The organism is Aeromonas sp. 160P, from assembly GCF_055193095.1.
In genome coordinates, this window is record NZ_JBUXKV010000001.1 from 2,911,794 (window position 1) to 2,937,958 (window position 26,165).

At 59.9% G+C, this 26,165-nt stretch carries 19 protein-coding genes; 14 read left to right on the forward strand and 5 right to left on the reverse strand.

Annotated features, from left to right (window positions below):
* Nucleotides 1-2: 2 nt before the first annotated feature.
* Entirely contained in the window at nt 3-923 is a 921-nt protein-coding gene (locus ACY8FN_RS13675; protein ID WP_463100306.1) for a WYL domain-containing protein, read from the reverse strand.
* A gap of 100 nt (nt 924-1,023) precedes the next feature.
* On the opposite strand from ACY8FN_RS13675, the gene ACY8FN_RS13680 reads away from it, so the two are divergent.
* A complete protein-coding gene (locus ACY8FN_RS13680) occupies nt 1,024-1,314 on the forward strand; it encodes a DUF4258 domain-containing protein (RefSeq protein WP_463100307.1) in 291 nt (96 codons plus the stop codon).
* Nucleotides 1,315-1,320: 6 nt separating this feature from the next.
* Complete coding sequence (locus tag ACY8FN_RS13685; protein ID WP_463100308.1) at nt 1,321-1,959, forward strand: ADP-ribosylglycohydrolase; 639 nt, start codon at nt 1,321-1,323, stop codon at nt 1,957-1,959.
* Nucleotides 1,960-1,998: 39 nt separating this feature from the next.
* Here the strand turns inward: ACY8FN_RS13685 and ACY8FN_RS13690 are convergent, their stop codons facing one another.
* Nucleotides 1,999-2,655, reverse strand: a complete 657-nt coding sequence (locus ACY8FN_RS13690; RefSeq protein ID WP_463100309.1) for a hypothetical protein — start codon at nt 2,653-2,655, stop codon at nt 1,999-2,001.
* A gap of 750 nt (nt 2,656-3,405) precedes the next feature.
* Nucleotides 3,406-4,617 (reverse strand): beta-ketoacyl-ACP synthase I, encoded by a 1,212-nt coding sequence (gene fabB / locus ACY8FN_RS13695; protein ID WP_463100310.1) that lies wholly within the window; start codon nt 4,615-4,617, stop codon nt 3,406-3,408.
* Nucleotides 4,618-5,381: 764 nt separating this feature from the next.
* Here fabB and ygeW point away from each other — a divergent pair.
* The 7 genes from ygeW (at nt 5,382) to ACY8FN_RS13730 (ending at nt 14,260) form a co-directional block, all read left to right on the forward strand.
* A complete protein-coding gene (gene ygeW / locus ACY8FN_RS13700; protein WP_058051514.1) occupies nt 5,382-6,569 on the forward strand; it encodes a knotted carbamoyltransferase YgeW in 1,188 nt (395 codons plus the stop codon).
* Between the two features lie 137 nt (nt 6,570-6,706).
* Nucleotides 6,707-7,906, forward strand: coding sequence for a diaminopropionate ammonia-lyase (gene dpaL, locus ACY8FN_RS13705; protein WP_463100311.1), 1,200 nt, complete (start codon nt 6,707-6,709; stop codon nt 7,904-7,906).
* 140 nt (nt 7,907-8,046) lie between these two features.
* On the forward strand, nt 8,047-9,264 hold the full coding sequence (locus ACY8FN_RS13710) for a YgeY family selenium metabolism-linked hydrolase (RefSeq protein WP_139718162.1): 1,218 nt from the start codon (nt 8,047-8,049) through the stop codon (nt 9,262-9,264).
* A gap of 114 nt (nt 9,265-9,378) precedes the next feature.
* Entirely contained in the window at nt 9,379-10,830 is a 1,452-nt protein-coding gene (hydA, locus tag ACY8FN_RS13715; protein WP_463100312.1) for a dihydropyrimidinase, read from the forward strand.
* A gap of 102 nt (nt 10,831-10,932) precedes the next feature.
* Nucleotides 10,933-11,865: a carbamate kinase gene (gene arcC / locus ACY8FN_RS13720; RefSeq protein WP_463100313.1), complete on the forward strand. Its 933-nt coding sequence runs from the start codon at nt 10,933-10,935 to the stop codon at nt 11,863-11,865.
* Nucleotides 11,866-12,077: 212 nt separating this feature from the next.
* On the forward strand, nt 12,078-13,001 hold the full coding sequence (locus ACY8FN_RS13725) for a DMT family transporter (RefSeq protein ID WP_463100314.1): 924 nt from the start codon (nt 12,078-12,080) through the stop codon (nt 12,999-13,001).
* A gap of 173 nt (nt 13,002-13,174) precedes the next feature.
* Complete coding sequence (locus ACY8FN_RS13730) at nt 13,175-14,260, forward strand: calcium/sodium antiporter (protein WP_101319888.1); 1,086 nt, start codon at nt 13,175-13,177, stop codon at nt 14,258-14,260.
* A gap of 195 nt (nt 14,261-14,455) precedes the next feature.
* Here the strand turns inward: ACY8FN_RS13730 and yqeB are convergent, their stop codons facing one another.
* Both yqeB and yqeC read right to left on the reverse strand, forming a co-directional pair.
* A complete protein-coding gene (gene yqeB / locus ACY8FN_RS13735) occupies nt 14,456-16,048 on the reverse strand; it encodes a selenium-dependent molybdenum cofactor biosynthesis protein YqeB (RefSeq protein ID WP_463100315.1) in 1,593 nt (530 codons plus the stop codon).
* A gap of 27 nt (nt 16,049-16,075) precedes the next feature.
* A complete protein-coding gene (gene yqeC, locus ACY8FN_RS13740) occupies nt 16,076-16,924 on the reverse strand; it encodes a selenium cofactor biosynthesis protein YqeC (protein ID WP_463100316.1) in 849 nt (282 codons plus the stop codon).
* Between the two features lies 1 nt (nt 16,925).
* On the opposite strand from yqeC, the gene mocA reads away from it, so the two are divergent.
* The 5 genes from mocA to ACY8FN_RS13765 all read left to right on the forward strand — a co-directional run bounded on the left by mocA (nt 16,926) and on the right by ACY8FN_RS13765 (nt 26,109).
* A complete protein-coding gene (mocA, locus tag ACY8FN_RS13745; RefSeq protein ID WP_463101175.1) occupies nt 16,926-17,573 on the forward strand; it encodes a molybdenum cofactor cytidylyltransferase in 648 nt (215 codons plus the stop codon).
* Between the two features lie 319 nt (nt 17,574-17,892).
* On the forward strand, nt 17,893-21,015 hold the full coding sequence (gene ygfK / locus ACY8FN_RS13750; protein ID WP_463100317.1) for a putative selenate reductase subunit YgfK: 3,123 nt from the start codon (nt 17,893-17,895) through the stop codon (nt 21,013-21,015).
* 30 nt (nt 21,016-21,045) lie between these two features.
* Nucleotides 21,046-22,374, forward strand: a complete 1,329-nt coding sequence (gene ssnA, locus ACY8FN_RS13755) for a putative aminohydrolase SsnA (protein WP_463100318.1) — start codon at nt 21,046-21,048, stop codon at nt 22,372-22,374.
* Nucleotides 22,375-22,456: 82 nt separating this feature from the next.
* Nucleotides 22,457-23,233, forward strand: coding sequence for a molybdopterin-dependent oxidoreductase FAD-binding subunit (gene ygfM / locus ACY8FN_RS13760; RefSeq protein WP_463100319.1), 777 nt, complete (start codon nt 22,457-22,459; stop codon nt 23,231-23,233).
* The gene (locus ACY8FN_RS13765; RefSeq protein WP_463100320.1) at nt 23,230-26,109 is read left to right on the forward strand and encodes a molybdopterin-dependent oxidoreductase Mo/Fe-S-binding subunit; all 2,880 of its coding nucleotides are present in this window, start codon (nt 23,230-23,232) and stop codon (nt 26,107-26,109) included. The genes ygfM and ACY8FN_RS13765 overlap by 4 nt, the downstream gene beginning before the upstream one ends.
* Nucleotides 26,110-26,165 lie beyond the last annotated feature (56 nt).

Sequence of the window (26,165 nt, forward strand, 5' to 3'; positions counted from 1 at the left end):
CACTAGCGCGGCAGCACTTGCAAATCCGCACTCTTGAGCTTGAAGGTACATCCTTGCTCAATTAGCTCCTCCCGGTTGGCCAGCACCAGCGGGTAGAGTAGGGGATGTTGTTGGTGTTCGCCGTTATAGCTCACTTGCATCCGCTCCAGCGCATAGTGCATCAAAGGGATGCGCTGGCTCAGCAACAGTTTGTCATCTGGCATGCCGTAGTCGTTGGCGATGATGGCTTGCTGCCCTTGACTAAGACTAGGATTGGGAACGACTACTGCGGTGACTTGGGTGTTCCACTCTAGGTCCTGATCCCGGCCGTGAGGGGAGGCATCCAGCAGATCCGGTTCGCCGCGAAAACGACTCATCACGAAATCCAGATACTCCCCTTTCTTCTCGCAGTAGGCGCGTACGTGCCAGCGGATCCCGTCATAGACCAGGGTGTGGGGCACGATGTTGCGGCCACTCTGCTCTTCTGAACTGAGTGATACGTAATCGACATCGACCCGCAGTTGGCCACGAGCAGCTTGCACCAGGCCCCGCACAATCCTGGGGTCGATATGGCGGTTGGGCACATCCAGGATTTCGATATGGCCATAGCGTAGATCCATCAAAGGCATCAGGAGTCCGGCTTCATGTTGGCGCAGGTGCTGTTTTTCCCGATGCAGCAGCATCAGGTACTCGTCTACCTTGCCTTCACTAAAGCGCGGCTCAAATTGCTCGGTGGGTTTGTATCCCTTCAGGCTTTTGTCATAGACCAGCCCCTCTGGGGCGTAGTGAGTCAGGTAGTGGTTGATATCCCGTGACGCCTGTTGGCGGCCGATATTGAAGGCGGTCATCAAATGATTGGTGGTCAGCCGTCCCTCCCACTGCAACACGATTTCCAGCAGACGAAAACGCAGGGTTTGATCCCAGGTTAGCTCTTTGGGTGTCATATGTGCTCCAAAATGCGACATGTGTATGTAACCAGTATCGGCATGAGTATACAGGCTACATATAATGAGGCCATCGAAATGAGCGCCAAAGGAGCATGTCATGAACGGTAAGTTGGACGGTGCATACAGCAATCATGCCGCGTGCCGGATGCAGCAGCGTGGCATTGCTTCCGAGCTGGTGGAGCTGCTTTTGAGCATCGGGCGCTCTGCTTATCACCAGGGGCGTGAACTGGTTTATCTCGATCGCAAAGGGTTGGTCATGCTGCAAGCCGAGTGCGGATTGCCAGCGGAATACTGCCAGCGTCTGCGCCGTCACTATCTGGTACTGCAAGACGGAGAGATTGTCACCGTCGGTCATAAAACCACTCACTTCAAACGCGATCGTCACTGAGGCGCTATGAACTCAACTCTGTTATCGGGTCAGGCGGCCATGCCCCTGATCAAGGGGATCTGTTGCCTGTTGTCAGCCGAGCGAGTCACCGAGCTGACATATTTGCTTAGCAAAGGAGCGTCTCACCAAGAGGGTGAAACGTCACCGCTGGCGGTTATGACGGCATTAGCCATCCATGTCGAGCAACATCGGCTGGATCGCACGTTACTGCCCATCTATCAGGGACGTGAGCTACTGATGGCCGGTGCTGCCGATTTGCTGGGGGTAGAGGCCTGTTTTGAAGATCAGGATGCGTTTCGCTTGCTGGCGCTGCTACTCGATAAATTGTTGCGAGGAGGGCGGGGCAGTCGTCAGGCCAGGTTGGATGGACTCACGCCAAGTGTGATGGAGCAGCGGGGGCTGGCGGCCAGATCACCGAATAGCGGCGCCGTGGTGCGCGGCAGCTGGCGACGCAAGTCACGCAATCAGCTGGGCCATGCCAGCTGGCTGGATGTGGTAGAAGCGGCCATCTGGTGCTTCTGGCATGGGGACTCCCTGGCCAGCGGCGAAGTATTGCTCGGCGTCCTGCTGGGCCGGGATGAGCGAGTGCGGTTGGTCTATGGTCTGCTGGCCGGGGCTTTCTATCTGTCAGATTGGACGGATTGAAGAGGCGGGGCACTCACGTCCCCGCCATCGTGTTTCTGGTTACCCAGCCATCTCTACCACCGGATAACAGGCATCCCCCCACAGGGTATCGGGGTGAGCCATCATCAACTCGATGATCACCGGCACCAGTTTACCGAGCAGGTTGGCACAATCCTTCAGTTGTTTGCGATTGACCGAACTGTTCCAGGTTGCACCGCCATGGATCAGCTGGTTGCGCAAGGTATAGAGGCGGTTAAAGACCACACCCAGCAACTGCGGTGTGTTGCCGCTGGCAAGCGCCAGGGTCGCCATCTTCTTACCCTGTGCCAGCCGCTCCTTCCACTGGGCTTCGCTGATCTTGCCGCTGTGATAATCCCAGAAGCTTTGCAGCACAAACGGGGTGTCCAGCAGTATGCGGATACTGCCCGAGAACTCCTGCCAGACCAGCTGCTCGATCTTTTTGTGCGCATCCAGGTCGCACAGTTTCTCCAGAAAGCCTTTGAAGGTCTCCTGTTCCGAGAGGCGACGATCGTCATCGATTTCAGTGGCATAGGCCGCATTGAACGCAATCCAGAGAAAGATAAAGCGGCCATCTTCATCTTCGGCCATTTCAGCGCGCTGCAGCCAGCTTAATGCACGATGCACCCGCAGGTTGAGGTTGGCGGGGGAGTGCTCACGCAGGGTGCGGTGACGGGTTTTCAACTGTTCAAAATTCAACGACGATCTCCTTTTCTATCGGATGAATAGCTGGCATCTGCGGCTACGCAATCAGCTTACGCCATGGCTTCTGGCTAATTTTGCATGTGGTGAATCAGCTTGAGTGGCCATCTGCTTATGATGGTCACTTCCCCACCACATCCCTGAGCTTTGCCATTGCTCGCTCAACCATAGTGGCTGGGGTTCTTTCCAGTGACCCATGATTGCACTCGGGACAGACCTCAAACCAGTTGTAGCCCCCTACCATGACGTCACTCTTGGGGGCGACCGTCTTGTGCCAGCCACATTTGGGGCAGTGAAAGGTAGAAGGGGGCGGGGGAATAGGCATAGGATCCTCAACAAGTTCCATTTTGGTCCAATTTACCACAGTGACGGCTTGTTGAGTGAAGCTGTTTTCTGCATGTTGCATCGAAAATCCCGGTTCTTTCAGAACGGGATTAGGTCAAATAAGGTTCTTGATGGCTATGTCCCAATGATGTGTTGAAAGGCTCATATTGACGTAGGCCATCAGAGATTACTGCGCTCTCTGGTTGAAAAACGGGATGGGGATATCCGGGGTTATAGGGCGGTAGAGAGGGATAAGTGGGGGATGATGGAGTGAGGAGATGTTGGGGTAATACGAATAGAGGCAAATAAAAAATCCGAAACCAACTCACGTGGTTTCGGATTTTTTCAGATCTGGAGGACCAATCAAAAGATCCCAAGCTGATGGTGATTACGCCCGGAGGCGCTTTTTATATCGCCCGGATATCAGCCTTTGAACTTGCTGAACACCAGAGAGGCGTTGGTACCGCCAAAGCCAAAGCTGTTGGACATGATGGTATTGAGCTCGGCCTCTTCGTACTCGCGTACGATGGGCAGACCTTCAGCCTTCTCGTCCAGGGTCTCGATGTTGATGCTGGGGGCAATAAAGCCGTGTTCCATCATCAGCAGGGAGTAGACAGCCTCATGCACGCCAGCGGCGCCCAGCGCATGGCCGGTCATCGCCTTGGTGGCGGAGATCTTGGGACCCTTGGTGCCAAACAGTGTCTGGATAGCTTCCAGCTCTTTGGTATCACCCACCGGAGTGGAGGTGCCGTGGGTGTTGATGTAATCAACCTGGCCAACACCTTGCATCGCCATCTTCATGCAACGCACCGCGCCTTCACCGCTCGGGGCGACCATGTCGTAGCCATCGGAGGTGGCACCGTAGCCGGTCAGTTCGGCATAGATGTGAGCACCACGGGCCAGCGCATGTTCCAGCTCTTCAACCACCAGAATGCCACCGCCACCGGAGATAACAAAACCATCGCGGTTCGCATCATAGGTACGGGAGGCTTTTTCCGGGGTGTCGTTGTACTTGGTGGAGAGGGCGCCCATGGCGTCAAACTGGATGGTAGAGGACCAGTCCAGCTCTTCACCGCCGCCAGCGAACACCACATCCTGTTTGCCAAGCTGGATCAGCTCCATGGCGTGACCGATGCAGTGAGCAGAGGTGGCGCAGGCAGAGCTGATGGAGTAGTTGACACCCTTGATCTGGAACGGGGTCGCCAGGCAGGCAGAGGTGGTGGAAGACATGGTGCGCGGCACCATGTACGGGCCCACACGCTTGACCCCTTTCTCGCGAGCGATATCGCAAGATTCGGAGGTGTTTTTGCCGGAGGCACCACCAGAACCAACCACCAGGCCGGTACGCTCGTTGGAGACCTGATCTTCCGGCAGACCGGCATCTTCAATGGCCTGCTGCATGGAGAGGTAGGCGTAGGCCGCAGCGTCACCCATGAAACGCATGACTTTACGGTCGATCAGTTCAGACGGCTCGAGTTTGATGTTACCCCAGACACGGCTGCGCAGGCTGTGCTGCTCGAACTGCTCGGAATAGGTGATGCCGGATTTACCTGCTTTCAGGGAGGCCAGCACTTCTTCCTTGTTGTTGCCGATACTGGAGATGACGCCGATACCGGTGATCACTGCTCTTCTCATTAATTCATCTCGTCTGGAAAAACTGGCACCAAGTCTACCCGCTTTCAGCTGCCGAACTGGTCTGCTTTCACTTAGTAGGTAGAGAAGGTGTGCTTATGGTGAGTGCGAGAGCTTATCACGCTGCCTATCAGGTGTCAGTAACGGGAGAGCTCATCCCTCTGTTGTGGCACAGTGAACGCTTGGTGATCTCAATCAACCCGGCAGCCTGGTGTAGCGGCGAGCCTATGGCAGTGAACAACCGCTGCAACCCCCCAGGCAAACACGGGGAGCTGCGCTATTGCGTCGTGCCTCGCCCCATCGTGATGAGCGCCGATGTGCTGAAGATGAAGGGTTGCGGCAGGACGGCGTTGCCCCTGGTCTCCGGGGCTCGGGATATATAGCGCAGATATCAACGCGCTCTGTTGAATTCTCATAATGATAATGGTCAGCCAGATTATATCATTTCAACCCCTGTAGAATGGGCCGAATGATAATTCTCACCCCCATCGGGATAGGCAATTTTTTTATGATTATCTGGAGGGGATGAGTTGGCCAGAGGTATTCGGCGTTTTATGGAATAAACCGCTGAAATAGCCGCTGTTTTTGTGGTTGGCATCACATACTTTCGCCATTTATTAATATCTGCCTGCATTTTATTGGTTTGGCACGGTTATTGATTGCCTTACATCGACGCTAACCGATGAGCTCACCCACAACCGGGATGCTGGTGACATCGTGAGTGAAAGGGGAGCTATCCATATCTCATCCAATGATTGGGGCGAACGATGAAAGCAGTTAACGAATTAATCAAAGAGATCAGAGCACTCAAATCCAACCTGCATGAAAAAGATTTTCTGCTGACCTGGGAGCAAACCCCTCAGGAGCTGGAGCTGGTATTGAAACTGGCCGAATCCCTCAAGACCCTGCGCGCCGAAAATATCTCTACCAAACTGTTTAATAGCGGGCTCGGTATCTCGGTTTTCCGCGATAACTCCACCCGAACCCGCTTCTCTTACGCCTCCGCCCTCAACCTGCTCGGTCTGGCCCAGCAGGATCTGGATGAGGGTAAATCCCAGATCGCCCACGGCGAGACCGTCCGTGAAACGGCCAACATGATCTCCTTCTGCGCCGATGCCATCGGGATCCGTGACGACATGTTCCTCGGTGCCGGTAACGCCTATATGCGCGAAGTGGGCGCGGCACTGGACGAAGGGTTCGAAAAAGGTGTGCTGCCTCAGCGTCCAGCGCTGGTCAACCTGCAGTGCGACATTGATCACCCGACCCAGTCCATGGCTGATCTCGCCTGGTTGCAGGAGCACTTCGGCAGCCTGGAGAGCCTCAAGGGCAAGAAGATTGCCATGACCTGGGCCTATTCACCCAGCTACGGCAAGCCGCTCTCCGTACCGCAAGGCATCATAGGTCTGATGACCCGTTTTGGCATGGACGTGACCCTGGCCCATCCGGAAGGGTATGACCTGATCCCGGACGTGATCGAAGTGGCCAAGGAGAACGCCAAGGCCTCCGGCGGCAGCTTCCGTCAGGTTACCTCCATGGAAGAGGCGTTCAAGGACGCCGATATCGTCTATCCGAAGTCCTGGGCTCCCTACAAGGTGATGGAGCAGCGCACCGAGCTGCTGCGCGCCAATGACCACGCCGGCCTGAAAGATCTGGAGAAACATTGTCTGGAGCAGAACGCCAAGCACAAGGATTGGCACTGCACCGAGGAGATGATGAAGCTCACCAAGGGGGGCGAAGCGCTCTATATGCACTGCCTGCCAGCCGATATTTCCGGTGTCTCCTGCAAAGAGGGCGAAGTGACCGAAGGGGTGTTCGAGAAATACCGTATCGCCACCTACAAAGAGGCGAGCTGGAAGCCCTATATTATCGCCGCCATGATCATGGCCCGTAAATTCTCCGCCCCGGCAGAAACTCTGGAGAATCTGATTAAAGAGGCGCAAAAGCGGGTGAAATAAATAACGGCAGGGCAGGGTGAGTATTCATCCTGCCCACGCTGTCGAATCCATTATTTCGAGTTTTCTCCCCGTGGTATCTGAATAACGGATCTCCCGGCGAGGCAGCTCTTTGTCAGGTAACGCCTAGTGAGGTAAGCATGTCCCAATTTTCGCTGAAGATGGATATTGCCGATAACCGCTTTTTTACCGCCGAGCCATCACCGCTGTTTTCTCGCGCCGAAGCACAAAAGGCTCGTGCCTTTCATAAAAAACTGGCCGGTTATGAGCCGACCCCATTGTGCGATCTTATCGATCTGGCCGCCTATATCGGGGTGAAAAATATATTGGTCAAGGACGAGTCAAAGCGCTTTGGCCTCAATGCCTTCAAGATGCTGGGTGGCGTCTATGCCATCGCCAACCTGCTCTGTGAAAAATACGGGGTAGCCGTCGAGGATTTCTCCTTCGATCTGATCAAACGCACCATCAAGGAGCCGATGACCTTCGCCACCACCACAGATGGCAACCACGGTCGCGGCGTCGCCTGGGCCGCCAAACAGGTGGGCCAGCATGCGGTGGTCTACATGCCCAAGGGCTCGGCGCAGGAGCGGGTGGATCACATCCTGAATTTGGGTGCCGAGTGCATCGTCACCGACATGAACTACGACGACACCGTGCGCCTGACCATGAAGATGGCCGAAGAGCGCGGCTGGCATATCGTTCAGGACACCGCCTGGGAGGGTTACACCAAGATCCCGACCTGGATCATGCAGGGCTACTCCACCCTGGCCGACGAAGCGGTCGAGCAGATGCAGGATATGGGCATCAAGCAGCCCACCCACGTGCTGCTGCAGGCCGGTGTTGGCGCGCTGGCGGGCGGGGTGCTCGGCTATCTGGTGGACTGCTTCGGGGCGAAAAACCTGCACAGCATAGTTATCGAGCCGGATCAGGCCGACTGCATCTACCGCTCCGGTGTGGCGGGGGAGATGGTCAACGTGGGGGGCGATATGCGCACCATCATGGCCGGTCTCGCCTGTGGCGAACCCAATCCCCTCGGCTGGCCGCTGCTCAGAAGCTGCACCACCCAGTTCATCTCCTGTCACGACAAGGTGTCGGCGCTGGGCATGCGGGTGCTGGGCAACCCCCTTGGCAATGATCCGCGCATCATCTCCGGCGAATCCGGCTCGGTCGGTACCGGCGTGCTGGCAGCGGTGCGTCACCACCCGGATCGCGCGGCGCTGATGGCGCGTCTCGGGCTGGATAGCAACTCGGTGGTACTGATCATCAACACCGAAGGGGATACCGACGTGAAGCACTACCGCGAAGTGGTGTGGGAAGGCAAACATCCAGCCTGCGACTAACCCCGGCTGCGAGTCACTCCCTGCAAGAGCAGATACACGAATTGAAGAACAGATTGCGCCTCGCCAACGGGGCGCGGTAACGGGCACAGGGCGCTGCCGATGAACAGGCCGCGCACTCTCAGTTGTTATGGAGAATCACAATGAGCAAGCAAATTCCGTTTGAAATGGTGTTGGAGAAGGCCTACCAGTACAAGGCCGAGATGAGTCAGTTCTTGCGCGATATGATCGCCATCCCGAGTGAAAGCTGCGACGAGGAGCGCGTTGTGCTGCGTATCAAGCAGGAGATGGAGAAGGTTGGCTTCGACAAGGTCGAGATCGACCCCATGGGCAACGTGCTGGGCTATATCGGCCACGGCCCGCATCTTATCGCCATGGATGCCCACATCGATACCGTCGGGGTCGGCAACCGCGCCAACTGGACCTTCGACCCCTATGAGGGGATGGAAGATCACGAGATCATCGGCGGCCGTGGCGCCTCCGATCAGGAAGGGGGCATGGCCTCCATGGTCTATGCCGGCAAGATCATCAAGGATCTGGGGCTGGAAGATAAATACACCCTGCTGGTGACCGGTACCGTGCAGGAGGAGGATTGCGACGGTCTGTGCTGGCAGTACATCATCGAGCAGAGCAAGATCCGCCCCGAGTTTGTGGTCAGTACCGAGCCGACCGATTGCCAGATCTACCGTGGCCAGCGTGGCCGCATGGAGATCCGCGTCGAGGTGCAGGGTGTCAGCTGCCACGGCTCCGCGCCGGAGCGCGGTGACAACGCCATCTTCAAAATGGGCCCGATCCTCGGCGAGTTGCAGGCGCTGAGCCACAACCTTGGCAACGATGACTTCCTCGGCAAGGGCACCCTGACTGTCTCCGAGATCTTCTTCACTTCGCCAAGCCGCTGCGCCGTAGCGGACAGCTGTGCTGTCTCCATCGACCGCCGTCTGACCTGGGGCGAGAGCTGGCAAGGTGCGCTGGACGAGATCCGCGCCCTGCCTGCGGTGCAAGCCGCCGGTGCCGAGGTCTCCATGTACCAGTACGACCGTCCGGCCTATACCGGTCTGGTCTACCCGACCGAGTGCTACTTCCCGACCTGGAAGGTGGAAGAGGATCACATCACAGTCCGGACCCTCTCCAAGGCCTATACCCAGCTGTTCCGTAAGGAGCCGGTGGTGGACAAGTGGACCTTCTCGACCAACGGGGTCTCCATCATGGGTCGCCACGGCATTCCGGTCATCGGCTTTGGCCCGGGTAAAGAGCCGGAAGCCCACGCGCCAAACGAGAAGACCTGGAAAGAGCATCTGGTCAAGTGCGCCGCCATGTACGCCGTGATCCCCATGCTCTATCTGGCCGAGCTGGACAAGTAAGGGGGCTGCAGGGCGGTGAGCGCTATCGCCGCCCAGCTGTTGCAAGTGTGGCAAGTGCCCCGTCTCCATTGAGGCGGGGCTTTGCTGTTTGAAGTGATGTTCGAGGTGGTGGGGATGAAACGGCTGATCAAAAACGGTGTGCTGGTCGATGCACAGGGTGAATATCGTCAGGATCTGCTGATCGATAACGGGGTGATCCGCGCGCGGGCCACCGCTATCCAGCCCGATGGCGAGACCGACGTGATCGATGCCAGCGGCTGTTATGTGATGCCGGGTGGCATCGACGTCCACACCCACTTCAACATCGATGTGGGCATCGCCCGCAGTTGCGATGACTTTTTCAGCGGTACCCGTGCCGCCGCCTGTGGTGGCACCACCACCATCGTCGATCACATGGGATTTGGCCCGGCGGGGTGCAATCTGCATCACCAGCTGGCCCGCTATCACGATTACGCCGCCGATAAGGCGGTGATCGACTACAGCTTTCATGGCGTGATCCAGCATGTGGATGACGCCATCCTCCACGAAATGGCCGCCATGGTGCAGGAGGAGGGGATCAGCAGCTTCAAGCTCTACCTCACCTACCAGTACAAGCTGGGGGATCATGACGTGCTGCGCGCCCTGGCCCGCCTCAAAGAGGTGGGGGCGCTCGCCACCGTCCACCCCGAGAACGATGCCGCCATCACGGCGCGCCGTGCGGCCCTGCTGGCCGCGGGCCACCATGAACCCTGGTATCACCCGCAAAGTCGCCCGCTGGAGTGCGAGGCGGAGGCTATCGCCCGGATGATCAATCTGGCGGGGCTGGCGGGCAATGCGCCGCTCTATATCGTTCACCTCTCCAACGGCTTGGGGCTGGAGTATCTGAAACTGGCGCGCCGTCAGGGTCAGCCGGTCTGGGTGGAGACCTGCCCGCAATATCTGCTGCTCGATGACAGCTGCTATTACCGCGAAGACGGGGTCGACTTCCTGTTGAGCCCGCCGCTGCGCTCACGCCGCGAGCAGGACAAGCTGTGGGTCGGCATCGCTGCTGGCGATATCGATACGGTGGCGACCGATCACTGCAACTTCTCCCACGCCCAGCGCATGACCCTCTCGGGCGGCGATTTCAGCCGCTGCCCCAACGGCTTGCCCGGGGTCGAGAACCGGATGTTGCTGCTGTTTGCCCACGGGGTACTCGGCGGGCGCATCTCGCCATCGCGCTTTGTGGCGCTCACCAGCGCCAATTCGGCGCGCCTGTTTGGCCTCTGGCCGCGCAAGGGCAACCTGCAACCGGGGGCCGACGCCGATCTGGTGCTGATGGATCCCCGTGGCGAGACCCAGATCCGCCACGCCGCGCTGCACGACAACGGCGACTACAGCCCCTACGAGGGGATGCGCTGCCCCGGCCAGATCAGGATGACCCTCAGTCGCGGCGAGATCGTGGCCCGCGATGGCGAGTTTACCGGACAACGGGGTCACGGCCGCTTTTTGGCGCGGGCACCTTTTGATCCGCAGCTGGTTGATCCGCTGCTGGGCAAAGCGGTCAGTGCGCCATCCCCTTGCGCCACACAGTTGGCAACCCGCTAGGGCAGGCGTTTGCTGCGGTAAAAAGCAAACATCAGCGCAGCAATAGACAGAACAATCGAGCCGGTATGGCGCCGGCCAACCCTTATCATCGGAGAGCACAAGATGAAACAGCGTATCGTACTGGCCCTGGGGGGCAACGCTCTGGGTAACAACCTGCCCGAGCAGATGAAGGCGGTGCAGAGCACGGCTCACACCATCGCCGACCTGATCGCCCAGGGGCACGAAGTGGTGGTCACCCACGGCAACGGACCGCAGGTGGGGATGATCCAGCAGGCGTTCGAGGTGGCGGCCCGCCACGAGCCCAAGTCCCCCCATCTGCCGATGTCGGTCTGCGTGGCCCTGAGTCAGGGCTACATCGGTTATGACCTGCAAAACGCCCTGCGCGAAGCGCTGCTTGCGCGCGGCATCCACAAGCCGGTCGCTACTCTGGTGACGCAAGTTGAGGTGGATAAGAACGACCCCGCCTTCCTCGATCCGAGCAAACCCATCGGCGGTTTCTTCAGCAAGGAGGAGGCCGAGGTACTGATGGCGCAGGGTGAGCACCTCAAGGAGGACGCCGGTCGTGGTTATCGCCGGGTGGTGGCATCCCCCAAGCCCATTAACATCATCGAAAAAGAGACAGTTACCGCCATGCTGGCCGCCGGTCAGGTGGTGATCACCGTCGGGGGCGGCGGTATTCCGGTGCTGCGCGAAGGCAACCACCTGCGCGGCGCCAGCGCGGTGATCGACAAGGATTGGGCCAGTGCCAAGCTGGCGGAACTGATCGACGCCGACATGCTGATCATCCTCACCGCGGTAGAGAAAGTGGCCATCAACTTCGGCAAGCCTGATGTGCAGTGGCTCGATCAGCTGAGCGTGGCCGATGCCAACAGCTTTATCGCTCAGGGGCAGTTTGCCAAAGGCTCTATGCTGCCCAAGGTGGAGGCGGCGCTCTCGTTCGCCACCTCCCTGCCGGGGCGCAAATCCCTGATCACCTTGCTGGAGAAGGCTGCCGAGGGGATCGCTGGCAAGACCGGCACCCTGATCAGCCTGTAGCGTGCTGCGAGGTGGCAGCTTGATAGACAGGGGGCCTTGGCCCCCTGCTGTTTTTGGCACGGGCGCTGCCGTGGCTGAGGTCGATTTGCTCGCAGGCTATTTGCCACGTAGATCGTGGGCAGCCCGCCAGCACAGGGGTAAGATGGCCACCCCGATAAGGGATTGACCCACCAGCAGAAAAAGACGAAGGGCAGAGCAATGCGTGGTACGAAATGAGTACAAAGATCAATATGGCGGCGCTGGTGGGGTTAATCCTGCTCACCGCCATCTGGAGTTACAGCTGGATCGTGATGAAGCAGGTGATGCTCTATGCGGGGGCCTTCGAGTTCACCGCCCTGCGCTGTCTGTGCGGTTCCCTGGTGTTGTTGCTGGTGCAGGCCCTGCGTGGGCGCCGTTATCTCAAACCCACCCCGTTTCGCTATACCCTGGCCATCGCCCTGTTCCAGACCTGCGGCATGGTGGGGTTGGCCCAGTGGGCGCTGATCAGCGGCGGGGCGGGCAAGGTGGCCATTTTGAGTTACACCATGCCGTTCTGGGTGGTGATCCTCGCGGCGCTGTTTCTCGGGGAGCGGTTGCGCAAGCTGCACTATCTGGCGGTCGGGGTGGCGGCCTGTGGGCTGCTGTTGGTGATCCAGCCCTGGTTGCTGCACCTTGAATCCCTCAAGAGCGCGCTGCTGGGGATTGCCTCCGGCATCTGCTGGGGGATCAGCGCTATCATCGCCAAGCGGATGTATGCCCGCCATCCCGGAGTGGATCTGATGTCCCTCACCACCTGGCAGATGATCTACGCCACTATCGTGATGACGCTGGTGGCGGCGCTGGTGCCGGAGCGGCCCATCGATTGGCAGCCCTACGTGATGGGGGCGCTGGCCTATAGCGCCATTTTTGCCACCGCCATCGCCTGGAGTCTCTGGCTGTTTGTGCTGAAAAAATTGCCGGCAGGGGTAGCCAGCCTCAGCACCCTGGCGGTGCCGGTGACCGGCGTGCTGCTCTCCTGGTGGCTGCTGGGGGAAAACCCGGGGCCGGTGGAGGGGAGCGGCATCGCCCTTATCGTGCTGGCGCTGTTGGTGATCAGCCGCAAGGGCAAACGCTCCGTGGTGTCGGTGGCGGGGGAGACCCGCATCAAGCACGGTTGAGCGGTCAGCGATCCGGCGCTGGGGCTAATCTGGCGTGGTTCAAGGTGCTCTTGAAAGAGCCCGCGACAGCAGACCCGCCTCTCGTTACAATGGCGCTACATAGCTGCGTTGGCGCGCAGGTATATGATTCAATGTGATTATTTCAACGAACTTAACGGCAAGGATGAAACCGTATGATGACGCTGATGTGGTTGGCCATAGGCCTGGTGTGTCTGGTGGTGGGGGCTGAATCTCTGGTGCGGGGCGCATCGCGCCTCGCCACCATGATGGGTATCTCCCCGCTGGTGGTGGGATTGACCATAGTAGCTTTTGGGACCAGTGCCCCTGAACTGGCGGTGAGCATTCAGTCTGGCCTCGAGGGACAGGCGGGTATCGCGGTGGGTAACGTGGTTGGCAGCAATATCTTCAACGTGCTGTTTATTCTCGGCGTCTCGGCCTTGATCGTACCGTTGGTGGTCTCCCAGCAGTTGGTGCGTTTCGATGTGCCCTTGATGATCGCCATTTCAGTGCTGGTACTGATGTTTGGTTGGGATGGCCGTATCTCTTTCTTCGAAGGTGCCTTGCTGTTTGCCGGTATCGTTGCTTACACCGTCTTTCTGTTTGTCCAGAGCCGCCGTGAAACCAAGGCCGTGCAGGCCGAGTATGAGCAGGAGTTTGGCCAAAAAGAGCCGGTGACCCCGGCAAGCTTGCCCCGTAACCTGTGCTTTATCGTGGCAGGATTGGGGCTGTTGATCCTGGGCTCCCGGCTGCTGGTCGGCAGCGCGGTAGAGATTGCCCACTACTTCGGGGTCAGCGACCTGGTGATTGGCCTCACCATAGTGGCTGCCGGTACCTCGCTGCCGGAAGTGGTGACCTCCATCGTCGCCGCCCTGCGCGGTGAGCGGGATATCGCGGTGGGCAACGTGGTAGGCAGCAATATTTTCAATATTCTCTGCGTACTGGGGCTTACCTCCATGGTGACGCCGGGGGGACTTGAGGTGTCGGCCACCGCTCTGCAGTTCGATATTCCGGTGATGATTGCGGTGGCGATCGCCTGCCTGCCCATCTTCTTTACCGGTTACACCATCGCCCGCTGGGAAGGGGCGCTGTTTCTGGCCTTTTACATCGGCTACACCACCTGGCTTATCCTCCACGCCACATCCAGTCCGCTGCAAAGTCAGTTCAGTGCGGCGCTTATCGGCTTCGTGTTACCCCTGACGGCGATTACCCTGGCGGTGCTGGCGTTTCGTGCCTGGCGTTTGCAGCGGGTCACGCCGTGATACATGTTTGAGCGCAGTAACGCGACCGACCAAAAAAGCCCCACCTTGACGGTGGGGCTTTCCTTTGTGTGGCGGGTTGCGAGTCAGCGACGCGTTGCTCATTCCTTATCTGCGCTTGGCCAAGTGCATCATGGCTTCCAGCACGGCGCCGCCAGTAGATAACGCGGGCCTTGCCGACAGGTTGTGAGTCGGCCCTTATCTGCGCTTGGCCAAATGCATCATGGCTTCGAGCACCGCGCCGCCAATAGCGCGGGCCTTGTCAGAGACAGTAGTCGCATCGGCGCGCTCGCCGCGGGGGTCGATATCGCCAATCTTGAAGCCAACCGGCACCTCGATGCCATCGCTGAGCAGCCCCCGCACCATGCCCGAGAGCGGCGCGATAATGGGGGCATCACCCACATGGGCAATTACATCTCCTTCCTGCACCAGCTCGCCGAGCTTGATCAGGCTTTTCATCATTCCGGGGGCGGGGGCGCGCACCACCCGGCGGGCGGAGTGCCCCTCAATGACCCCGGGAATGCCGGTGTTGGGCTGGGCGGGGCCCTGATAGATGACCCGCCCCAGATGGTGACCACGGTTGGTCTCGATCACCGCATCGCAGTCGCGCCCCGCCTCAAAACCCGGGCCAAGGGCCACCGTGATGGGGGCCATCTCCTTGTGGGTGCCGAGGTTCTGCTTGGCGAGGATGGCATCCACCAGATAGCGCGGTTTGAGTTCGCTTAAAAACGCACACTCGGGGTCAACCAGCAGTGGGATTATGCCCCGATCCAGCTGCTCGAACGCCTGCTCGACGCACTCGACCCGCTTGGCGCGTACCCCTTCGACGCTGGTTTCGCCGTCAAACATCCCCTGGGCGAAGGCGACGGTGCGGCGGATCACCGTGGGCTTGTCGAGATCCAGCATCACCACCTTGAAGCCGGCATTGTGCAGCCGCAGCGCGACGCCGGTGGCGATATCGCCGGAGCCACGCATCACCACCAGTTGATCCCGCTTGAGGCGCACGTCATCCTGCATCAGCCCACCCGATTTGCCGTTTTTCACCTGCAGCAGCTCGGCGAGGATGCTGATGGCGATCTCCTCGGGGGTCTCGGCGCCGATGTTGTAGCCGATGGGGGCGTGCAAGCGCTGCAGTTGGGTCTGGCTTATCCCTTGCTGGCGCAGGGCCTGGGTGAAGGTCTGCACCTTGCGCTTGCTGGCGAGCAGCCCCAGATAGGCGAGGGGACGGTTGATCAGCCGCTCCAGCGCCTCCTTGTCCTGATGGTTGGTGGCGATGATGACGAAGTTGGCGGGCTCGATGGCCAGCGCCTCGATCACCGCGCTGATGGTATCGGCCTGCTTGAGATGGGTGCCGGCGGGGAAGTGGTCGGGATTGAGGCTCCCTTCAAAACAGTCGCCCACATGGATATCAAAACCCAGCGGCGCGGCGGCATGGGCCAGCGCCCGGTTGACGTGACCTGCGCCGATCAGTACCAGACGGGGGCGCAGGCCATAGACATCGATATAGACCGACATGGCGCCGCCGCAATCCGACCCCACCGCATGTTCGCCGTTGCGGGCCATCCGCCCGTGGAAGATGCGGGGCTTGCGCTCACCAATGGCCGCCACTGCCTCTTCGATCACCAGCCGCTCTATCATGCCGCCGCCTATGGTGCCGAGGATCTGGCCATCGGCCATCACCAGCATCTGGGCTTGATGGCGGGGCGTAGAGCCACGGCTCTCGATGATCTGGGCAATGGCGAACGGGGTGTTAGCTTGTTCCAGTCGGGCTGCGTGTGAAAAAAGATTCATAAGGTACCTCTTCTTATCCTTAAACCATCATGGGCGAGGCGGCTGTGCCTCATCCTGGGCGAAGTAGCCGAGTGCGTGGCGAATGGGTTGTGGCTCGCGAACCGCCCCCTGCCAGATGGCGTGGAGCTCGGGGTGCCGAGCCAGCAGCTTTATCAAGTGCGGTTGCCATGACGCCTCATTTTGATAATCGCCATTGATAAACCAGATCCGGCGCGCCCTGGCCGGGGTGCCCTTGAACACCCCCTGCGGGTGGGCGAGCAGCTGGTGAAACAGTGCCCAGTCGAGGGGGTCACCGGCCTCTATCCCGCACAGGGCCTGAAGCTCGGCCCAGCGGTGGATCTGCTGCGGGTCGGCCTTGGCCCCCACCATGGCGCCACCCGTCAGGGCGATCACCCAATCACTGCTCTGGGGAATGCAAGGTTCGTGCAAGGCGGGCACTTTCAATAACTTGTGATTGGCACCATCCGCCTCGACCAGGATGAGATCGAAGCGCTGCTGCCCCTTGATGAGATCAATCTGCTGGGGCGTGGGGCCCGCCACCTTGCCGCTGGCCTGATCGATATGGCTGAACAGGGCGACCAGGGTCGGTTCATCGGACAGTTGTTGACTGCGGGTCAGCTGGCGGACGGGATCCGTTTCCAGGATCAATTCCCGATAGTGTGACGGGGCAGGCAGAAACATCCGGGTGGTGGTGGTAATTAGCACCCTCTTACCCTGTTTATAAAAATATTCCGCCAGCCAGAACAGGGTGCTGGTTTTGCCACCGGCGCCGCAAAGGCTAATTAAGGTGGTATGGCTATCAATATTTTTGGTGAGCGGGTTTAATAGCAGTTCTATATCTGGAAATGCGACAGAAACAGCGTGTGGTAGCGACATGATGACGACCAAAATAAATATCGAAGGGAGTGGAAAACAACGTTGCCAGGAACAAGTTCAGTGTGACTGTATAATAACGGCGGCGGGTTTATCTTCCCGAATGGGTACCTGGAAAATGATGCTACCTTATTGCCAGGGGACAATGCTTGATGCAAGTCTCAAAAATGCCCTGGCCTTTTGTCAGCGGGTTATTCTGGTGGTGGGCCATCGTGGCAACGAGCTTGAAGCGCGCTACCTTGAGCGGCCGGATATTGTTGTCGTCCACAACCCCGACTATCAGCAGGGGCTGGGCAGCTCCATCCGCTGCGCCCTGGCCGCCAGTGACGCTGACTACCTCTTTATCAGCCACGGGGATCTCCCCTGTATCCCGCGCGAGGTCTATCAACAGCTCTGGCTGGAACGGGGCCAGGAGGCGATCTTTCCCACCTGGCAGGGGGAGGCGGGCCACCCGGTGTTGCTGCCCAAATCCCTTGCCCGCGAGCTGGCCGCCGCCCCGGTGCAGCCGTCGGTACGGCGCTGGTTGCAAGGGCATCCCCACCGTCTGGTGCCGGTCGACAGCCCCGCCATCCTGTTTGATGTGGATACCCCTGAGCGCTATCAGGCGCTGCTGGGCGGCACGCTGGAAAATGAGCGCGAGCGCGCGAAATAACCTGTTTTAAAAAGATAACGGGGAGATAAATGGCGTATCAAAGTGATATTTCTCGCGTTTGAGTTGATAGGGTGAGCTCTTTTTAATCCACTCATCAAGTAAATTTCAGAGTGATTGATAACTACTCGCAACATCCATAATGGTGGCGTCACAAATCCCCCTCATTAATTGGAGCTGTCTCACGCTTTTACCCTAAAAAATAGGTTTGTAACTGGTGTGGCCTGATAGTTGCTCCTCTCCTTTTCAAGGGGTAAAGCCCGTGCGGGATACCCCATTTATTCATGCTGCCAATGGGCAGAACAGCTGCAAGGAGATTGCCATGGGCGATATTATGCGACCCGTTCCGTTCAAGAACCTTCTGACCCGTATTTTCGCGGAATATAAAGAGAGTCAGAGTATTTTCGGTATTCCCGCCACGCAATTTTATCGCAAGCAGGATGAGCGCAAGATCAAGGTGTTCGGTGAAACCTGCGAAACCCCCATAGGTCCGGCGGCTGGCCCCCATACCCAGCTGGCCCAGAATATCGTCACCTCCTGGCTGACCGGCGGGCGCTTTATCGAGCTCAAGACGGTGCAGATCCTGGACCGTCTCGAACTGGCAAAGCCCTGCATCGATGCCGAGGATGAGTGCTTCAACACCGAGTGGTCCACCGAGTTCACCCTGCCCAAGGCGTTTGACGAGTACCTGAAAGCCTGGTTTGCCCTCTATCTGCTGGAGGAGGTGTTCGACCCGCGCCTTGAGGGGGAGGCCAAGTCCTTCATTTTCAACATGAGCGTGGGTTACAACCTCGATGGCATCAAGCAGCCGCCGATGCAGCAGTTCATCCACAGCCTGAAGGATGCCAGCACCAGCCCGAAATTTGCCGAGTATCAGCAAGTGCTGCGGGAACTGGTGGCCGACCCGCAGTTCATCGCCGAGCTGGGACTGGGGGGGCGCCGCGATCGACTGCAACAGCTGGCGGATCGCATTCCAGCCGATATGGTGCACGGCCTCACCCTCTCCACCATGCACGGCTGCCCGCCCAACGAGATCGAGGCCATCTGCCGCTACATGCTGGAAGAGAAGGGGCTCAACACCTTCGTCAAACTCAACCCGACCCTGCTGGGCTACCCGCGGGTGCGCGAGATCCTCGACACCTGCGGCTTTGATTACATCGGTCTGAGCGAAGCGTCGTTCGATCACGACCTCAAGCTGGATCAGGCCAAGGCCATGTTGGCCCGCCTGATGGCGCTGGGGGCCGAGAAGGGACTCACCTTCGGGGTCAAGCTGACCAACACCCTGGGCACCATTAACCGCAAGGGGGCACTGCCCGGCGATGAGATGTACATGTCTGGCCGTGCGCTGTTCCCGCTCTCCATCAACGTGGCGGCTGTGCTCTCCCGCGCCTTCGATGGCAAGCTGCCCATCTCCTACTCGGGCGGTGCCAGCAAGTTCAACATCAGCGATATCTTCGAGACCGGCATTCGTCCCATTACCATGGCCACCGACCTGCTGAAACCGGGCGGCTACCTGCGCCAGATTGAGTGCCTCAAAGAGATAGATGCGTCGGACAGCTGGGGCATGAGTCAGGTGGATGTGGCCAAGCTGGAGGCGCTTGCCGCCAAGGCCCTCACCATGGATTACACCCAGAAGGAGTGGAAGTCTGACGATCGTATCGAAGTGGGTGGCGGCCTGCCGCTGACCGATTGCTATGTGGCGCCGTGCGTTACCGCCTGCGCCGTGCATCAGGATATTCCCGAGTACATTCGCCTGATGGGCGAGGGGGAGTATGTGGCTGCCCTTGAGCTGATTTATCAGCGCAACGCCTTGCCCGCCATCACCGGTCATATCTGCGATCACCAGTGCCAGTACAACTGCACCCGTCTCGATTACGACAGCCCGCTCAATATCCGCGAGCTCAAGAAGGTCGCGCTGGAGCGCGGCTGGGAAGGGTACAAGGCCCGCTGGCACAAACCGGCAGGCAGCGGTGACAAGCACCCGGTTGCGGTGATTGGCGCAGGCCCGGCCGGTCTCTCCGCCGGTTACTTCCTGGCCCGTGCCGGTCATCCGGTCACCGTGTTCGAGCGTGAAGCCGATGCCGGTGGCGTGGTTAAACACATCATCCCCGAGTTCCGTATTCCGGCGAAGCTTATTCAGCACGATATCGACTTTGTCGCCGCCCACGGGGTCAAGTTCGAGTTTGGCTGCGATCCGGCGCTCACCGTCGACAAGCTGCACGCCCAGGGCTTTACCTATGTCTTCGTCGGTATCGGTGCCGACAAGAATGGCGGCATGCGCCTCGAAGGGGGTCATGATCGGGTCTACAAATCCTTTAACTTCCTGCGCAGCTTCAATCAGGGCAAACCGTTGCCGCTCGGCCGCCATGTGGCGGTGATTGGGGCAGGCAACACCGCCATGGACTGCGCCCGCGCCGCCCTCAAGGTACCCGGTGTCAGCGATGTGACTGTGATCTACCGTCGCAGCGAAAAAGAGATGCCTGCTTACCGTGAGGAGTATCTGGAAGCGGTGGAGGATGGGGTGCGTTTTTGCTTCCTCACCAATCCGGAGCGCTTTGACAAAGATGGCAAGCTTGTCGTGCGGATGATGGCACTGGGGGATCCTGACGAGCAGGGCCGCCGCCGTCCGGTGCCCACCGAGCAGACCGAAGTGATGCAGATGGATGCCCTGATCACCGCCATCGGCGAGCAGCCTGATTGCGAAATATTGAAAGCCATGGGCATTCCCCTGGGCAGCGATGGCTGGCCCGAGGTAGATAGCCAGAGCGGCGAAACCAGCCGTCGCAACGTCTTCCTCATTGGAGACGTGCAGAGTGGCCCGTCCTCCATCGTCGGTGCCATCGGTGGTGCCCGCCGCGCCGCGGATCTGGTGCTCTCTCGCGAGCATATCGCCGGTAGCCATGCCGAAGTATCAATCCAGCCGTCGGGCAAGGACGAGATCTACCGCCGCAAGGGGAGCATCGCCGTCACCATGGTCGACAAGAACGAGCGGGAGGCCTTCGTGGCGCAAGAGGCGCACCGTTGCCTTGAGTGCAACTACCTCTGCAGCAAGTGCGTGGATGTCTGCCCCAACCGGGCCAACGTCGCCATCGCGGTACCGGGCTTCAAGGATCAGTTCCAGACATTGCACCTGGACGCCTACTGCAACGAGTGCGGCAACTGCGCCCAGTTCTGCCCGTGGCAGGGCAAGCCCTATCAGGACAAGGTCACCATCTTCAGCCTGCCGCAGGACTTCGACAACAGCCGCAACCCCGGTTTCTATCTGGCCCAAACCGGCGAAGGGTGTGGTGAGCTGCAGGTGCGTCAGGATGGCGAGATCTATCGCCTGACCATAGACGCCCAGAGCCGGATCAAGGATGCGCCTGCGGCCCTTGGCGACATGTGCCGGATCATCAGCCATGTCCACGCCCATCACCACTACCTGCTGGGGGCCGTCGAGGCCTGAGCGAACAACGAATAAGCGAAGGAGCACACCATGTTTATTCTGAAAAACGTCACCGCCGTCCAGCTGGAGCCGACCCGGGTACTGGAAGGGGTGGATATCGCCATCGAAGGGACGCTTATTAAAGCGGTGGGGCCCAATCTGCGGGCTATCTACCCGGATGCCAACTATCGGGAGATGGGGGGCAAGCTGGTGATGCCGGGCATCGTCTGTGCCCACAACCACTTCTACTCCGGCTTGTCGCGGGGGATCATGGCCAACATCGCCCCCTGTCCGGACTTTATCTCCACCCTGAAAAACCTCTGGTGGCGGCTAGACCGAGCCCTTGATGAGGAATCCCTCTACTACAGCGGCCTCATCTGCTCGCTGGAGGCGATCAAGAGCGGTTGCAGCGCGGTGATCGACCACCACGCTTCGCCCAACTTCATCAAGGGCTCCCTGAACGTGTTGCGTAAAGGGTTTATGGAGGCGGGTCTGCGCGGCATGACCTGCTTCGAGACCACGGATCGCAACGGCGGTCTGGCCGAGCTGCAGGCAGGGGTGGAGGAGAACATCCTGTTCGCCCAACAGATCGATGCCGCCAAGGCCAAGGGGAGCGAACCCTATCTGGTGGAAGCGCACATCGGTGCCCACGCCCCCTTCACTGTGCCCGACGAGGGGCTGACCATGCTGCGCGAAGCGGTGCAGGTCACCGGTCGCGGTCTGCATATCCATGTGGCGGAAGACCGCTACGACATGGCTCACGGCCACCACCACCATGGCAAGGAGCCCATCGCCCGGCTCGACGAGTTTGGCCTTATCGACAGCAAATCCTTGGTGGCCCACGGCATCTACCTGAGCCCGGCCGACATCGAGCTGCTCAACAGCCGCGATGCCTTCCTGGTGCACAACGCCCGCTCCAACATGAACAACCACGTGGGCTACAACATGCACCTGCCTGAGTATCGCAATCTGGCGCTCGGCACCGACGGCATCGGCTCCGACATGCTCGAAGAGCTCAAGTTCGCCTACTTCAAGCACAAGGATGCCGGTGGGGCGCTGTGGCCCGACAGCTTTGCCCGCTTCCTGTGGAACGGCAACACCCTGCTGGAGCGCAACTTCGGCGCCAAGTTTGGCCGCCTGGAGCCGGGCTACAAGGCCGACCTCACCATCTGCGACTACGACTCACCGACTCCGCTGGCGCCGCGCAACCTCGGCGGCCACCTCGCCTTCGGTATGGGATCTGCCAGCGTCAACAGCGTGATGGTGGAGGGGCGCATGGTCTATCAGGATCGCGAGTTCCCGTTCGATGTCGCGCCCATTTATCAGCAGGCCAGCAAGGTGGCTAGCCGCTTGTGGCAACGGATGGATCAGCTGGCCTAAGGCCACCTTCCACAGTTTTGGACCGGATTGCCCGCCCAGTGGATTCACCGCCGGCGGCGGGCAGCAAGAGTAAGGACGACACATGATTGAGCAATTCTTCCGACCCGAGCAACTGGGTCAGGCTTTGGAACTCAAGGCCAGCTTCGGCAACGACGCCGTCTACATGGGGGGCGGCAGCAAGCTTAACGCCGCCCCGACCCGCACCGACAAGAAGGTGGCCATTTCGCTGGAGCAGCTGGGACTGAACCAGATTGAACAGCAGCAGGGCCAGCTTCATATCGGCGCCACCGTCACCCTGCAGACCCTCAAGGATGATCCCCGCACCCCGGCCGCCCTGTGCGAGGCGCTGGGATTTGTCTACTCCCGCCATCTGCGCAATCAGGCCACCCTCGGCGGCGAACTTGCCTGCCAGCAGCAGGACTCCCCCTTGCTGCCGGTGCTGCTGGTACTCGAAGCGGTAGTGGTGCTGGAGAACAACCTGCTGCAACCCATCGACGCCTATCTGACGGGTCAGCGCAATGCCCTGGTGCTGGGCGTTGTGCTGCCGGAGCCTGAACTGCGCTGCGTCACTCGCCGCATCAGCCGCAACGCCGATGGCTTGGCGGTGATGACCGCCGCGGTGGCCCTCGACAGCATTGGCGAGATGCGGGTTGCCGTCGCTGGTGTCACCCCGCAGCCGATGCGTTTGCGGGATCTGGAGCGCCGCGATCTGCACGATGCCGCGCTGGAGGCCGCCGTGAGCGAGCTGATTTCGCCCCGTGAGGATCTGGCGGGCAGCATAAGTTACAAGCGGTATATCAGCGGCGTGGTCGTGGCGGATCTGCTGGTGGACTGCCAGCAGCAGGAGGTGCAAGCATGATGGAACTCAACTTTACCCTGAACGGTGCCCTGCGTACCGTCATCTGCAAGGCCGGTGACAATGCCCAGCGGGTGCTGTTCAACCAGTGCCGGATGCACTCGGTGCGCAACAGCGACGACGGCTTCGGTTTTGCCGGTTCCGACGCCATTCTTTTCAACGGCAAGGTGATCAACGCCTCCCTGCTGATCGCCGCCCAGCTGGAGGGGGCGCAGGTGCGCACCGCCGAGTCGCTGGGTAGCTGGAACCAGCTCAGTCTGGTGCAGCAGGCCATGGTGGATGTGGGGGTGGTGCAGTCCGGTTACAACGATCCGGCCGCCGCGCTGATTGTCACCGACCTGCTTGATCGTCACCCCGAGCCCACCCGTGATCAAATTGACGATGCCCTCTCGGGCCTGTTTCATCGGGACGGTGGCTACCAGCAGTTCTATCAGGCCATAGATCTTGCCTGTTCGCGGATGAAGAACCCGGATTATCTGTGCCAGATCGCCCCCGAGTTTCGTGACGATCTGCGCCATATCGGCAAGAGCTGCCCGAAAGTGGACGCCGCCAAGATGGTGCAGGCCAAGCCCTGCTACGTGGAGGACAGGGTTACCGAGGATGCGCTGATCATCAAGATGCTGCGCAGCCCCCATCCCCATGCGGTGATCACCAAACTCGATGTGAGCCGCGCCGAAGTGCTGCCGGGTGTGGTGCACGTCATTACTTATCTCAACTGCCCGGATGTGTTTTACACCCCGGGTGGCCAGAGCGCCCCCGAGCCGTCACCGCTCGATCGCCGCATGTTCAGCCGCAAGGTGCGCCACGTCGGTGACCGGGTGGCCGCCGTGGTGGCCGAGAGCGAAGCGGTGGCGCTGGCGGCCCTCAAACTCATCGAGGTCGAGTATCAGGTGCTGCCTGCGGTCATGAACATCGACGAGGCGATGGCCCCCAATGCACCGCTGGTGCATGACGAGCCCATCATCTACATGGCTGGTGCGCCAGCGGATCTGGAGCAGCAGAACGCCTGCTCGGTGCGCCGCGGCGACGAGCACATGATCATCAACTTCCCCATCGGCTCCCGCCCGCACGAGAACATCGCCGCCAGCGTCCATGGTCAGATCGGTGACGTGGCAAAAGGCTTTGCCGAGGCGGACGAGATTGTCGAGCGCACCTACGAATCGACTCAGGCCCAGCAGTGCCCGACCGAGCCGCACATCTGCTTTACCTACATGGATGGGGATCGTCTGGTCATTCACGCCTCCACCCAGGTGCCGTGGCACGTGCGCCGTCAGGTGGCACGCATCGTCGGCCTCAAGCAACATCAGGTGCATGTGATCAAGGAGCGGGTAGGGGGCGGCTTTGGCTCCAAGCAAGATATCCTGCTGGAAGAGGTGTGCGCCTGGGCGACCAGGGTCACCGGCCGTCCGGTCACCTTCCGCTACACCCGTGAAGAGGAGTTCATCAGCAACACCTCCCGCCATGTGGCCAAGGTGAAGGTGAAAGTGGGGGCCAAAAAAGATGGCACCATCACCGCCATCGAGATGGATTTTCGCGCCAACACCGGCCCTTACGGCAACCACTCATTGACGGTGCCAAGCAACGGCCCGGCGCTCTCCCTGCCGCTCTATCCGTGCGACAACGTGCGCTTTACCGTCAACACCTACTACAGCAACATCTGTCCAACTGGCGCCTATCAGGGTTACGGCGCGCCCAAGGGCAACTTTGCCCTGACCATGGCTATCGCCGAACTGGCCGAAAAACTGGGCATCGATCAGCTCGACATGGTGGAGCACAACCGGGTGCGCGAAGGGGACATCCTCAAGGTGCTGGGTGCCATCGGCGAGGGCAAGATGCCGACTTCTGTGCCCCACGCCGCCAGCTGTGCCCTCGAACCCATCCTCAAGCAGGGTCGCGAGCTGATCGCCTGGGACAGCCCCAAACCTGCCGACGGGGATTGGCGCATCGGTCGTGGCGTCGCCATCATCATGCAAAAATCGGGGATCCCCGATATCGATCAGGCCAACTGCATGGTCAAGCTGGAATCGGACGGCACCTTTATCGTCCACTCCGGTGGCGCCGATATCGGCACCGGCCTCGATACCGTGGTCGCCAAGCTGACCGCCGAAGTGCTCGGTTGCCCGCTCAGCGATGTGCATGTGATCTCTGGTGACACCGACCACGCCCTGTTCGACAAGGGGGCCTACGCCTCGTCCGGTACCTGCTTCTCCGGCAATGCGGCCAAGATGGCGGCCGAGAACCTCAAGGCGAAGATCCTGTTCCACGGCGCCGCCATGTTGGGCGAGCCGGTGGCGGATGTAGAGCTGGTTCACCCGGGCATTGTGCGCGGCAAGCTGGGGGAGGTCTCTCTTGCCAAGATCGCCCACAAGTCGGAGACCGGCACCGGTTTTGGCATTCTGGTGGGCACCGCCAGCTACATCACCTCTGAGCTCGCCTTCCCGTATGGCGCCAACTTCGCCGAGGTGGCGGTCAACGTCAGAACCGGCCAGATCCGCCTCGACAAGTTCTACGCCCTGCTCGACTGCGGCACCCCCATCAATCCGGAACTGGCCCTCGGCCAGATCTACGGGGCGACCATGCGGGCCATCGGCCACACCATGACCGAGGAGATCTGCTACGACAGCAAGGGCATCCCGCTCACCCGGGATCTCAAGAGCTATGGTGCGCCCAAGATTGGCGATATTCCCCGCGACTTCCGGGCCTTCCTGGTGCCGAGTGATGACAAGGTCGGCCCTTACGGCGCCAAGTCCATCTCGGAGATCGGGGTGAACGGGGCAGCGCCCGCCATCGCCACCGCCATCCACGACGCCTGCGGTGTCTGGCTGCGCAAGTGGCACTTCACGCCGGAACAGATCCTGCGCGAGTTGGGCAAGCTGTAGTCACAACAGAGGCAGAGACCGGCAGGGGGAGCAAGTTCCCCCTGCCGGATCAACCC

What these genes read in the sequence shown, in the direction of transcription:
- ACY8FN_RS13675 (WP_463100306.1), bottom strand. Translation starts at nt 923, where the DNA reads ATGACACCCAAAGAGCTAACCTGGGATCAAACCCTGCGTTTTCGTCTG.
- ACY8FN_RS13680 (WP_463100307.1), top strand. Translation starts at nt 1,024, where the DNA reads ATGAACGGTAAGTTGGACGGTGCATACAGCAATCATGCCGCGTGCCGG.
- ACY8FN_RS13685 (WP_463100308.1), top strand. Translation starts at nt 1,321, where the DNA reads ATGAACTCAACTCTGTTATCGGGTCAGGCGGCCATGCCCCTGATCAAG.
- fabB (WP_463100310.1), bottom strand. Translation starts at nt 4,617, where the DNA reads ATGAGAAGAGCAGTGATCACCGGTATCGGCGTCATCTCCAGTATCGGC.
- ygeW (WP_058051514.1), top strand. Translation starts at nt 5,382, where the DNA reads ATGAAAGCAGTTAACGAATTAATCAAAGAGATCAGAGCACTCAAATCC.
- dpaL (WP_463100311.1), top strand. Translation starts at nt 6,707, where the DNA reads ATGTCCCAATTTTCGCTGAAGATGGATATTGCCGATAACCGCTTTTTT.
- ACY8FN_RS13710 (WP_139718162.1), top strand. Translation starts at nt 8,047, where the DNA reads ATGAGCAAGCAAATTCCGTTTGAAATGGTGTTGGAGAAGGCCTACCAG.
- hydA (WP_463100312.1), top strand. Translation starts at nt 9,379, where the DNA reads ATGAAACGGCTGATCAAAAACGGTGTGCTGGTCGATGCACAGGGTGAA.
- arcC (WP_463100313.1), top strand. Translation starts at nt 10,933, where the DNA reads ATGAAACAGCGTATCGTACTGGCCCTGGGGGGCAACGCTCTGGGTAAC.
- ACY8FN_RS13725 (WP_463100314.1), top strand. Translation starts at nt 12,078, where the DNA reads ATGAGTACAAAGATCAATATGGCGGCGCTGGTGGGGTTAATCCTGCTC.
- ACY8FN_RS13730 (WP_101319888.1), top strand. Translation starts at nt 13,175, where the DNA reads ATGATGACGCTGATGTGGTTGGCCATAGGCCTGGTGTGTCTGGTGGTG.
- yqeB (WP_463100315.1), bottom strand. Translation starts at nt 16,048, where the DNA reads ATGAATCTTTTTTCACACGCAGCCCGACTGGAACAAGCTAACACCCCG.
- yqeC (WP_463100316.1), bottom strand. Translation starts at nt 16,924, where the DNA reads ATGTCGCTACCACACGCTGTTTCTGTCGCATTTCCAGATATAGAACTG.
- mocA (WP_463101175.1), top strand. Translation starts at nt 16,926, where the DNA reads ATGACGACCAAAATAAATATCGAAGGGAGTGGAAAACAACGTTGCCAG.
- ygfK (WP_463100317.1), top strand. Translation starts at nt 17,893, where the DNA reads ATGGGCGATATTATGCGACCCGTTCCGTTCAAGAACCTTCTGACCCGT.
- ssnA (WP_463100318.1), top strand. Translation starts at nt 21,046, where the DNA reads ATGTTTATTCTGAAAAACGTCACCGCCGTCCAGCTGGAGCCGACCCGG.
- ygfM (WP_463100319.1), top strand. Translation starts at nt 22,457, where the DNA reads ATGATTGAGCAATTCTTCCGACCCGAGCAACTGGGTCAGGCTTTGGAA.
- ACY8FN_RS13765 (WP_463100320.1), top strand. Translation starts at nt 23,230, where the DNA reads ATGATGGAACTCAACTTTACCCTGAACGGTGCCCTGCGTACCGTCATC.